At 72.4% G+C, this 10,795-nt stretch carries 9 protein-coding genes; all 9 read left to right on the top strand.

The genetic code is table 11. The annotated features are described in order from the left end of the window. Positions 1-114: 114 nt before the first annotated feature. The 9 genes from secB (at position 115) to JTN19_RS14025 (ending at position 10,777) form a co-directional block, all read left to right on the top strand. On the top strand, positions 115-615 hold the full coding sequence (secB, locus tag JTN19_RS13985) for a protein-export chaperone SecB (RefSeq protein ID WP_206933891.1): 501 nt from the start codon (positions 115-117) through the stop codon (positions 613-615). A gap of 340 nt (positions 616-955) precedes the next feature. Further along, entirely contained in the window at positions 956-2,137 is a 1,182-nt protein-coding gene (locus JTN19_RS13990) for a DegT/DnrJ/EryC1/StrS family aminotransferase (protein ID WP_242531145.1), read from the top strand. Between the two features lie 6 nt (positions 2,138-2,143). Next, positions 2,144-3,349, top strand: coding sequence for a glycosyltransferase family 4 protein (locus JTN19_RS13995; RefSeq protein WP_206933895.1), 1,206 nt, complete (start codon positions 2,144-2,146; stop codon positions 3,347-3,349). Continuing rightward, the gene (locus tag JTN19_RS14000; RefSeq protein ID WP_206933897.1) at positions 3,346-4,452 is read left to right on the top strand and encodes a glycosyltransferase; all 1,107 of its coding nucleotides are present in this window, start codon (positions 3,346-3,348) and stop codon (positions 4,450-4,452) included. The genes JTN19_RS13995 and JTN19_RS14000 overlap by 4 nt, the downstream gene beginning before the upstream one ends. Before the next feature lie 23 nt (positions 4,453-4,475). Then, on the top strand, positions 4,476-6,410 hold the full coding sequence (locus tag JTN19_RS14005) for a polysaccharide biosynthesis protein (RefSeq protein ID WP_206933899.1): 1,935 nt from the start codon (positions 4,476-4,478) through the stop codon (positions 6,408-6,410). A 114-nt stretch (positions 6,411-6,524) separates the two neighbouring features. Beyond that, on the top strand, positions 6,525-7,673 hold the full coding sequence (locus JTN19_RS14010) for a DegT/DnrJ/EryC1/StrS family aminotransferase (protein ID WP_408901881.1): 1,149 nt from the start codon (positions 6,525-6,527) through the stop codon (positions 7,671-7,673). A 138-nt stretch (positions 7,674-7,811) separates the two neighbouring features. Then, positions 7,812-8,387, top strand: coding sequence for a peroxiredoxin (locus JTN19_RS14015; RefSeq protein ID WP_191085289.1), 576 nt, complete (start codon positions 7,812-7,814; stop codon positions 8,385-8,387). Positions 8,388-8,544: 157 nt separating this feature from the next. Beyond that, positions 8,545-9,075: a carboxymuconolactone decarboxylase family protein gene (locus JTN19_RS14020; protein ID WP_206933903.1), complete on the top strand. Its 531-nt coding sequence runs from the start codon at positions 8,545-8,547 to the stop codon at positions 9,073-9,075. Positions 9,076-9,121: 46 nt separating this feature from the next. Beyond that, positions 9,122-10,777 (top strand): EAL domain-containing protein, encoded by a 1,656-nt coding sequence (locus tag JTN19_RS14025; RefSeq protein ID WP_206933905.1) that lies wholly within the window; start codon positions 9,122-9,124, stop codon positions 10,775-10,777. The last annotated feature ends 18 nt before the right edge of the window (positions 10,778-10,795 follow it).

Consider the following 10,795-nt stretch of genomic DNA (forward strand, 5'->3'; position numbering starts at 1 on the left):
AGGCGCCGCAAAGGCGCGGGTCGATGGCCCCAAAAGCGGCGCGGGCTTCCGGCCCGGCGGGGGGCGTGGTAGCGCGCCCCACCTGTTCCAGAGCCAGAGAAGGGGCCGCCCCCGATGTCCGACCAGCCCAACCCCACCCAGAACGGCGACGCCAACGGCAACCCGCCGCCGCCGCTCATCGTCGAGATCCAGTATGCGAAGGACATCTCCTTCGAGGTGCCCGGCGCGCCCGCCATCTTCACCACGCTCCGCGCCCAGCCCCAGGTGAACCTGGACGCGGACCTGGAGGTGAAGCAGCTCCAGGAAGGCGCCCCGGTCTTCGAGGTGGCGCTGATGCTGCGCGTGGAGGCCCGCGCGCAGGAGGCGGTGTGCTACATCGTCGAGGTCACCTATTGCGGCGTCTTCACGCTGAACCTGCCGGCCGAGCACGCGGACCAGGTGCTGCACGTGGACTGCCCGCGGCTGCTATACCCCTATGCGCGCGCGGTGGTGTCCGACCTCAGCGGGCAGGGCGGCTTCCCGGCGCTCATGCTGCCGCCGATTGACGTGGCCCAGCTTCTGCATGCCAAGCGCCAGCAGCAGGCGGGTGCCTCGTCTTCCGTCGGCCACGCCTGAATCGGGGCCGGGCCGAGCGCCCGATTCCCCCACCCCTCCGCCGTCCGGGCCAAGGCCCGGCGACCTGACCGGGCAGGCCTTCGCCGCCCGGTTTTTTCTTTCGCTATAGGTGCTTGTCGAGGGATAAAGCCTCGGCCATCATCCCGTTGGACGAGTGTTTGGGGGGCTTCGTGCAACCTATCCGATGGGTGCGACGGCGGGGCGCGTCGCCGTGATGTCAATTTCTTTCATCAAAATTAACTATTAATTTATGCTTTCCCTGATTGCATGCAGGTGGAGTTTCGCTCTAGGTAAATTAATTCATGCAAGGTTGTCACAAAAAGTGCAACTTAACTCAATATTGACCCCGTCCGCCGCCGCGATCCTTCCCTTCCCCCGCGAAGCGCGAATCGCGCCGCGCCCCATTCTCCTCTCCCCGCCCGAGCTCTCGGGCAATGAGCTGGACGAGGTGGCGCAGACCCTTCGCAGCGGCTGGCTCGCCCCCGCCGGCCCCACCCTGGCGGCCTTCGAGCGCGCCGTGGCCGAGAGCATGCAGGCGCCCGAGGCGATCGCGCTGAACTCGGGCACGGCGGCGCTGCACCTGGCCTATCGCGTGCTGGGCGTCGCACCCGGCGACGAGGTCTGGACCACCACGCTCACCTTCATCGCCACCATCGCCCCCGCCGTGCAGATGGGCGCCACCCCGCGCTTCCTCGACGTCTGCCCACAGAGCTGGACGCTCGACCCCGCGCGGCTGCGGCGTGAACTCGCGGCCGCGGCGCGGCGCGGCCGGCTGCCCCGCGTGGTGGTGCCGGCGGACCTCTTCGGCCAGCCCTCCGACATGCCCGCCATCCGCGCCGCCTGCGCGCGCTGGGGCGTGCCCGTGCTGTCGGACAGCGCCTGCGCCATGGGCGGGCTCCAGCACGGCCGGCCCGCCGGCGCGGGGGCGGACCTGTCGGTGGTCAGCTTCAACGGCAACAAGATCATCACCACCGGGGGGGGCGGCGCCCTGCTGGGGGACCCCACCCTGCTGGCCCGCGCCCGCCACCTGGCGCACCAGGCGCGCGAGGCCGCGGCGCACTACCAGCACGAGACGACCGGCCACAACTACGCCATGGGCAGCGTCACCGCCGCCATCGGCCTCGCGCAGTTGCCGGAGCTGGAGCGCCGGGTCGCCGCGCGCCGCGCCATCTTCCGCCGCTACCAGGAGGCGCTGGGCCACCTGCCCGGCATCACCTTCATGCCGGAGCCGGGCTGGGCGCGTTCCTCGCGCTGGCTCACCGCCATGCTGGTGGACCCGCAGCGCTTCGGCGCCGACCGCGAGATGATCCGCATGGCGCTGGCCGCCCAGGGCATCGAGAGCCGCCCGGTCTGGAAGCCGATGCACCTGCAGCCTGCCTTCCGCGACGCGCCGCGCTCGGGCGGCGCCTTCGCGACGGGGCTGTTCGAGGACGGGCTCTGCCTGCCCTCCGGCAGCGGCCTCGGCGCGGCCGAGCAAGGCCGCGTCATTGACGCGATCCTGGGGGTCGCGCGGCGGGGCTGAGGGCGGATGGCGCGCCTTCTCTACCTCCACCAGCACTTCTCCACGCCCGCCGGCAGCACCGCCACGCGCAGCCATGCCCAGGCGCGCGCGCTGGTGCGGGCGGGCCATGCGGTGACGCTGGTGACCGGCCGCTTCGAGGGCGCGGTGACGGGCCTCGACACCCCCTTCCGGCGCGGACGGCGCGAGGGGAGGGTGGATGGCATCCGCGTGGTGGAGTTCGACATCCCCTACGGCAACGCGATGGGGCTTGCCGCGCGCAGCCTGGCCTTCCTGCGCTACGCGGCGCGCGCCACGCGGCTGGCGGTGTCGGAGCGCTGGGATGTGGTGATCGCCTCCTCCACCCCGCTGACGGTGGTGCTGCCGGCGCTGGAGGCGCGGCGGCGGCATGGCACGCCCTTCCTGTTCGAGATGCGCGACCCCTGGCCCGAACTGCCCGCCGCATTGGGCCTGCGCGCCCGGCCCGTGCTGGCGGCGATGGGCGCGCTGGCCGATGCCGCCTGCCGCCGCGCGCGGCGCGTGGTGGCGCTGAGCGAGGGCATGGCGGCCATCGCCCGCGGTCGCGGTGCGGCGGAGGTGGCGGTCATTCCCCAGGGCGCCGACCTCGACCTCTTCGGCCCGCAGGTGGCGCCCTGGCGGCCCGAGGGGGTGGGGAGCCACGAGATCCTGGCCGTCTATGCCGGGGCGCATGGGGCGGCCAACGGACTCGGCCTGCTGCTGGAGGCCGCGCGCCTGCTGGCCGCGCGGGACGAGCGGCGGGTGCGGCTGGTGCTGGTGGGCGAGGGGGGTGAGAAGCCTGCCCTGGTCGCGCAGGCGGCGGGCCTGCCCAACCTCACCTTCCTGGACCCCATGCCCAAGTGCCAGGTGGCCGGGCTGCTGGCGGGCGCGCAGGTGGGGCTGCTCTGCCTCGCCCCCGTGCCGGAATTCGCGGGGCAGGTGGCGCCCAACAAGCTGGTGGACGTGCTGGCGGCCGGATTGCCCGTGCTGTCCAACCTGCCCGGTGAGACGGCCGAGCTGCTGTCCACCCATGGCGCGGGCCAGACGGTGGGCGCGCGCGACGCGGCGGCCCTTGCGGATGCGCTGACGCGCCTGGCCGATGACCCCGCCCGTCGCCGCGCCATGGGCGAGGCCGCCCGTGCCCTGGCGATGCGCCGCTTCGACCGGCGCCTGCTGACGGCCCGCTTCGTGGCCGAGGTGGAGGCCTGCCTGCCATGATCCTGATGCTCTCCGCCGCCCATCCGGCCGATGACATGCGCGTGGTCCGCAAGGAGGGCGCCGCGCTGGTCGAGGCGGGCTGGGCGGTCACGCATCTCTGCCCTGGGCCGGGCGGCGCGCTGCCCCCGGTGGCGGGGGTCGCGATCGAGACGGTGGCCGGGCGGGGGCGCCTCTCCCGCCTGCCGGCGCTGTACCGCCGCGCCATGGCCCTTCGGCCGCGCGCCATCCATGCCTCCGAGCCCGATGCCTGGGCCATCGCACGGCTGGCCGGCGCGCGGCTGGGCTGCCCGGTGGTGCTGGACGTGCACGAGCATTACCCCTCGCGCCTCGATACGCGCCTGCCCGCGCCCCTGCGCCCGCCGGCCCGCGCGCTGCTGCGCCGGGTGCTGGGAGGCCTGGCGCGTGGCTCCGACGCGGTGGTGCTGGCCAAGGAGGGGCTGGCGGCCGACTACCCCGCGGCACCCCGCGCGGTGGAGGTCCGCAACCATGCCCTGGCGCCTGAGGGCCTCGCGCCCCGCTGCCATGGGCCGGGGCCGCTCACCCTGCTGCACCTGGGCGCCATCGGCGTCGCGCGGGGCTGGCCGCAGATGCTGGACGCGCTGGCGCTCACCCCGCCCGAGACGCGGCTGCTCGTGATCGGCCGCTTCACCGATGGCAGCGAGGACGCCTTCCGCGCGCGGGCCGAGGCGCTCGGCCTCACGCCGCGCGTCACGCTGGCCGGCTGGATGCCGGCTGAGGCGGCGCTGGCGCGCGCGGCGGCGGAGGCGGATGTGAACCTCATCCTCTTCCAGCCCGGCGAGGAAAATCACCGCCTCGCCCTGCCGCACAAGCTGTTCGACGGCATGGCGCTGGGCCTGCCCGTCATTGCCCCTGGCTTCGCGGAGCCGGTGGCCGCCATAGTGGAGGACACCGGCTGCGGCTTGCTCGTGGATGTGACGCGGCCTGAGGCCATCGCGGGGGCCGTGGCCGAACTGGCCGACCCCGCCCGGCGGGCGGGAATGGGGGCGGCCGGGCGCGAGGCGGCCGCCACACGCTGGGGTTGGCCGGCGGAGGCCTCTCGCCTCGTGGGGTTGTATCGTGTGCTCTTGGGTGGAGTCGCTTGAACCTCTGAGTTAAGGAGGGCGCCATGAACAAGCTTGCTTCGGCCCGCGTCCTGCTGAACTTCGCGCTGGACGCGGTGCTGGCGGTGCTGGCCCTTCCCCTGGCGCTCTGGCTGGCGGGGCCGGGAAGCTGGCCGCCCGACCCCGGCTGGTGGGCCATGGGCGGCGTCCTGGCGGCGCTGACGGTGCTGGTGCCGGCCTGGGCCTTCGGGCTGCACAACCAGTATTGGCGCTTCGCCGGGCTGCGCGACCTGCTGGCGGTCATGGCCGCCGCCCTCATGGCCGCGCTGATCTTCTGGCTGGCGAACGCGGCCCTGGGGGCCTGGCGGCCCGCCAACCCCGCCTTCCCGGTGCTGCATGCCATGGTGCTGGCCGGCCTGCTGGGGGTGCCGCGGTTGGTCAGCCGGCTGCAGGCGTTGCGCCGCGTCTGGGAACAGCAGGGCCTGCCGCCCATCCTGGTGGTGGGCTCGGCCGACCAGGTGGACCTCTTCATCCATGCCCTGGCGCGGGAGAAGCGCCCCAGCTACCGCGTCCAGGGCGTGCTGACGCGCCGCACGCGCCAGACGGGAAGGCGCCTGCACGGCCAGCCCATCCTGGGCGCCATCGAGGAGGCGGAGGCGGTGCTGGACCGCCTGCGCGCCGAGGGCCGGCTTCCCGCCCTGCTGGTGCTGGCCTCGCCCGAGACGCGCGGGCCGGCGCTGGAGACGCTGCTCGACGCCGCCGATCGCCACGGCATCCCGGTGCGCGCCGCCCCCCTGCCCACGGCGCTGAGCCATGCCCCGTCCTTGGGCGAGGGGCCGCGCATGGACCTTCGCCCCGTCTCCATCGAGGAGTTGCTCGACCGCCCCCAGGTGCCGCTGGACCGCGAGGGGATGGCGCGCCTCGTGCAGGGGCGGCGCGTGCTGGTCACGGGCGCGGGCGGCACCATCGGCGGCGAGCTGGCGCGGCAGGTGGCGGCCTTGGGCCCCGCCATGCTGACGCTGCTCGATCACGGCGAATACGCGCTCTACGAGATCAACCTCGAACTGAGCGAGCACCATCCGGGCGTGCCGCGCCGCGCCATCCTGGCCGATATCCGCGACGAGGCGCGGCTGCGCCGCATCATGGAGGAGGCGCGGCCCGAGCTGCTGTTCCACGCCGCCGCGCTGAAGCACGTGCCCATGGTCGAGAACGACCCGCTGGAGGGCATGCTGACCAACGCCCATGGCACCCGCGTGGTGGCGGAGGCCGCGCGGGCCGCGGGCTGCGGGCTGATGGTGTTCATCTCGACCGACAAGGCGGTGAACCCGACCAGCGTGATGGGCGCCACCAAGCGCCTGGCCGAGATGTTCTGCCAGGCGCTGGACAAGCAGGCGCGGGCGGGGGACGGCCAGATGCGCTGCATCACGGTGCGCTTCGGCAATGTGCTGGGCAGCACGGGCAGCGTGGTGCCGCTGTTCCGCCGGCAGCTGGAGCGTGGCGGCCCGCTGACCGTGACCCACCCCGACATGCGCCGCTATTTCATGACGGTGCGCGAGGCGGTGGGCCTCGTGCTCCAGGCGGCCGTGGTGGGCGCCGCCGACCGCGAGGACACGCCGCCCGAGCTGCGCGATGGCGGCATCTTCGTGCTCGACATGGGCAACCCCGTGAAGATCGTGGACCTGGCGCGGCGGATGATCCGCCTGGCCGGCCTGCGCCCGGACGAGGATGTGGAAATCCGCTTCACCGGCCTGCGCCCCGGCGAGAAGCTGTTCGAGGAGATGTTCCACGGGCAGGAGCCGCCCCGGCCCACGCGCTTCCCGGGCCTGCTGGTGGCGACGCCGCGCACCGCCGACCCCGCGCTGGTCGGCCGGGCGCTGGAGGAGATCGCGGCCACGGCGCGGGCGGGGCAGGCGCGGCTGGCGCTGGCGCAGCTTTCGCGGCTGGTGCCGGAGTTCGAGCATGAGACGAGCGCTGGCCGAAGCGGGAGCGCCGCGGGCTGAACCTGGCCCGTCACCCCTGGTTTGTCACATGGGGACATGAAACGGGACCGGCCGAAGGGGGGGAGGGGGCTTGATCCTTCCCGCACGGCGTTGGACGAGGCCATCATGAACGTCATGCCAAAGCCCATCGCCCTCTTCGACATGCAGGCGCAGCAGGCGCTGATCCGCGAGGCGCTGGATGCGCGCATCGCCTCGGTCCTCTCCTCCGGCCGCTTCATCAACGGGCCCGAGGTGGCGGAGCTGGAGGCGCAGCTCGCCACCTTCGCGGGGGTGGCCCACGCCGTCGGCGTCTCCTCCGGCACGGATGCGCTGCAGATCGCCATGATGGCCGAGGGGATCGGCCGGGGCGACGCGGTCTTCCTGCCCGCCTTCACCTACACCGCCACCGCCGAGGTGCCGCTGGTGCTGGGCGCCACCCCCATCTTCGTGGATGTGGACCGCGAGACCTTCAACATGGACATGGCGGACCTCGCTTCCCGTGTGGAGCAGGTGGCGCGCGAGGGGCGCCTCAGGCCCCGCGCCGTGGTGGGTGTGGACCTGTTCGGCCTGCCGGCGGACTGGCCCGCCATCCGCGGCCTCTGCGCGCGGCATGGCATGTTCACGTTGGACGACGCGGCCCAGGCCTTCGGGGCAAAGCTGCATGGCAGCCCGTTGGGCGGCCATGCCGAGGCGACGGCGCTGAGCTTCTATCCGACCAAGACGCTGGGCTGCTACGGCGATGGCGGCGCGCTGCTGACCAACTCGGCCGAACGGGCGGAGCTGTATCGTTCGCTCCGCACCCATGGCGAGGGCGGGTCGCGCTACGAGGTGCTGCGGACGGGCATGAACGGGCGGCTGGACACGCTCCAGGCCGCCATCCTGCTGTGCAAGATGACGCTCTTCCCCGGCGAGATCGCGGCCCGCGCCCGCGTGGCCGGCTGGTATCAGGAGCGGCTGACCGGTCAGGTGGCGCTGCAGGCCCGGCCCGCCGGCTGCGAAAGCGCCTGGGGCCTCTACACCATCCGCTGCGCCGATGCGGCCGAGCGGGCGCGGGTGCAGGCCTCGCTGAAGGCCGAGGGCATTCCCTTCGGCGTCTACTACCCCAAGCCGCTGCACCACCAGCCGGCCTACCAGGCCGCCCACGCGGCGGGTTTCGCGGGCACGCCGCCCGCTTTGCCCGTCAGTGAAAGCCTGTGCGACCAGGTGCTGTCGCTGCCCATGCACCCCTATCTGACCGAGGCGGAGGTGGAGCGCGTCTGCGCCGCCGTCAGCGCGGGGCTTTGATCGGGAATCTCGATCAGGCCGTTGAAAACTCTTCATTGGCCAAATCATGCTGCACCGCGGTAAGTCCCCGCACGGCCGGAACAATCCGGCACGTCTGAACCGGCGCCGCCCCTGCCGCGGCGCCACAGGAGAAGCCGCATGCTGACCGTTGGCGACAAGTTCCCCGCCTTCAAGCTCACCGCCGTCAAGGGTGGCCCCGAGGGCCTGGGCGGCCCCGGCAAGTCCTTCGAGGAGATCACCTCCGACAGCAACCCCGGCAAGTGGAAGATCGTCTTTTTCTGGCCGAAGGACTTCACCTTCATCTGCCCGACCGAAATCGCGGCCTTCGGCAAGCTCAACACCGAGTTCGCCGACCGTGACGCCGTGGTCTATGGCGTGTCCACCGACAGCGAGTTCGTCCACCTGAACTGGCGCGTCTACAACGAGGACATCAAGACGCTGCCCTTCCCCATGCTGGCGGATGTGAAGCGCGAGCTGTCCACGGCGCTGGGCGTGCTGGACAAGGAGGCCGGCGTGCCCCTGCGCGTGACGTTCATCGTGGACCCGGACAACACCATCCAGCACGTGACGGTGAACGGGCTGAACGTGGGCCGCAACCCGCAGGAGACGCTGCGCGTGCTCGACGCGCTGCAGACCGACGAGCTGTGCCCCTGCAACTGGACGAAGGGCGAAGAGGCCCTGAAGCCGCAGGAACTGTTCGAAAAGGCGGCCTAAAGGCCGCCTTTGTCGCCGGCAGCGGTAGCCGCCACACCAACCCTACCGCCGCCGGCGAAAGGGGGGCAGTCAGCCCCCCTTAGACCCCCCGCTTTCGGCCGCATGCGCGGCCGAAAGGTTGGTGTGTTCCCCTTGTCATCTGTTGTTGGAGCCCGCCATGTCGCTGGAAGCGCTGCGCAATGCCCTGCCCGAATACGCCAAGGACCAGAAGCTGAACCTGGGTTCGCTGTCCACCGAGCCTTCGCTGAACCAGCAGCAGCGCGCGGGCTGCTTCATCGTCTCGGCGCTGGCCAGCCGCAACGCCGTGGTGTCGAAGCACATCGTCGCGGAGTTCGGCCCCCAGCTCTCCGTCGAGGCGCTGAACGCCGCCAAGGCCGCCGCCTCCATCATGGGCATGAACAACATCTACTATCGCTTCACGCACCTGGTGCATGGCGACTATGCGACCATGCCGGCCAAGCTGCGGATGAACATCATGGCCAGGCCCGGCGTGGAGAAGGTGGATTTCGAGCTGTGGTCGCTCGCGGTCTCGGCCATCAATGGCTGCGGCATGTGCATGGAAAGCCATGAGAAAGTGCTGCTCCAGCACGGCGTGACCAAGGAACAGGTGCAGGCCGCGGTCCGCATCGCCGCCGTGGTCCATGCCACCGCCGCCACGCTGGATGCCGAGGCGGCGCTCGCCGCCTGAGACGGGTCTTCACCCGCCGTTAACTGCCCCATGCGCCAATGGGCGCATGGACTCCCCGCGCCCTCAGGCCGACCGTGAGCGTTTCATCGCCTTCGCCTTCGCCGCCGCCGAGCTTCTGGTGGAGGTGGGGGCGGATGGCCGGATCGTCTTTGCCGCCGGCGCCTTCCGCCAGCGCCTGGGGCGTGAGCCCGAAAGCCTGGTGGGGCGCCTGCCCAGCGAAATCCTCGCGCCCGAGGACCGTGACGCCTTCGCGGCCGCCATGGCCCTGCTGCCCACCCGCGGCCGCCTGCCGCCCAGCGCCTATGCGCTGAACGATGGCGAGCGCACGCCCTTCGCCGTGGCCGGCCTGTCCATGCCCCATGCCTGCGGCACCTCCCGCTTCTGCCTGACCTTCGCGCCGCTGCCCCAGGGCAGCGCGCACGCCGCCACCAAGACCAGCCCCAGCCTGCTGACCCGCGCGGCCGAACAGCGCCTGCGGGAGGGGGAGAGGGCGCGCCTTGCCCTCATCGAGGTGGCGGGCGTGCCGGAGGCCGAGGCCGATGCGCTCCGCGGGATGCTGGCGTCCGGCCGGGGGGGCGGGCTGTCCTTCTGCCATGACCCCACGGCGCCGGGCGCGGGCCCCGACCACCCCATCCGCGCGCGCCTGCCGGAGATGGAATCGCTCCGCAACATCCTGACGCGGGAGACGGGCGGCGCCCTGGTCGCGCGCCTGGCCCCGGGCCGCTACGGGGTGCTGCAGGAACCCGACGCCACGCCCGACCTCGCCGCCATCGCCCGCGCGGTCGAGGCGGTGCTGGGCGACCAGGCGGAGGTCTCGGTGAACCTCGCCGCGCAAATTGACCTGGCGCCCGGCGCGCTCTCGCCCATCCAGGCCGCGCGCGCGCTGCGGCACGGGCTCGCGGTCTTCGCCCGGCTGGGGGCGGAGGGGCTGAAGGAGGCCGGCTTCGAGAACGGGCTGGAGGGCATCGTCTCGCGCATCGCCGCCCGCGCGGGGGCGCTGCGCCTGGCGGTGGCCGAGCGGCGCTTCCGGCTGGAATTCCAGCCCATCGCGACGCTCGCCACCCGCCAGATCCATCATTACGAGGCGTTGCTGCGCCCGCACCCCGAGGTGCTGAGGCCCGGCGAGGGCCCGCAGGACTTCATCACCCTGGCCGAGACGGTGGGCCTGACGGAGGAGCTGGACATGGCCGTGGCCTCGCTCGCCATCGCCTCCATTCCCGCCCTGCCGCCGGGCCGGCATCTGGCCTTCAACATCTCGGGGCTTTCGGCGCAGTCCAAATCCTTCCGCACGCGGCTGCTGGCGCTGATTGACCGTGACCGCCGCGCCGCCGCCCGGCTGATGGTGGAGCTGACCGAGAGCGCCGAGATCGAGAACCAAGCCAGCGCCGCCCTCACCCTGTCCGAGCTGCGGGAGCGGGGGGTGCGGGTCTGCCTCGACGATTTCGGCGCGGGGGCCGCCTCCTTCCGCTATCTGCGCGCCTTACCGGTGGATTACGTGAAAGTGGATGGCAGCTATGTCGTCGCCGCCCTGACCAGTGAGCGGGACCGGAGCTTCGTGCAGGCCATGGTGGACCTCTCACAGGCGGTGGGCGCGGCCGTGGTGGCCGAGCATATCGAAACGGAGGAATGCGCCGCCCTGATGCAGGAACTGGGCGTGAAGTTCGGCCAGGGCTGGCTGTTCGGGAAGGCGGGGCCGCTGTAGCGGCCCCCCCCTGTAGCG

Source organism: Roseococcus thiosulfatophilus (assembly GCF_017311575.1).
Classification (GTDB): domain Bacteria; phylum Pseudomonadota; class Alphaproteobacteria; order Acetobacterales; family Acetobacteraceae; genus Roseococcus; species Roseococcus thiosulfatophilus.

What these genes read in the sequence shown, in the direction of transcription:
- JTN19_RS14015 (WP_191085289.1), top strand. Translation starts at nt 7,812, where the DNA reads ATGCTGACCGTTGGCGACAAGTTCCCCGCCTTCAAGCTCACCGCCGTC.
- JTN19_RS14020 (WP_206933903.1), top strand. Translation starts at nt 8,545, where the DNA reads ATGTCGCTGGAAGCGCTGCGCAATGCCCTGCCCGAATACGCCAAGGAC.
- JTN19_RS14025 (WP_206933905.1), top strand. Translation starts at nt 9,122, where the DNA reads ATGGACTCCCCGCGCCCTCAGGCCGACCGTGAGCGTTTCATCGCCTTC.
- JTN19_RS13995 (WP_206933895.1), top strand. Translation starts at nt 2,144, where the DNA reads ATGGCGCGCCTTCTCTACCTCCACCAGCACTTCTCCACGCCCGCCGGC.
- JTN19_RS14000 (WP_206933897.1), top strand. Translation starts at nt 3,346, where the DNA reads ATGATCCTGATGCTCTCCGCCGCCCATCCGGCCGATGACATGCGCGTG.
- secB (WP_206933891.1), top strand. Translation starts at nt 115, where the DNA reads ATGTCCGACCAGCCCAACCCCACCCAGAACGGCGACGCCAACGGCAAC.
- JTN19_RS14010 (WP_408901881.1), top strand. Translation starts at nt 6,525, where the DNA reads ATGCCAAAGCCCATCGCCCTCTTCGACATGCAGGCGCAGCAGGCGCTG.
- JTN19_RS14005 (WP_206933899.1), top strand. Translation starts at nt 4,476, where the DNA reads ATGAACAAGCTTGCTTCGGCCCGCGTCCTGCTGAACTTCGCGCTGGAC.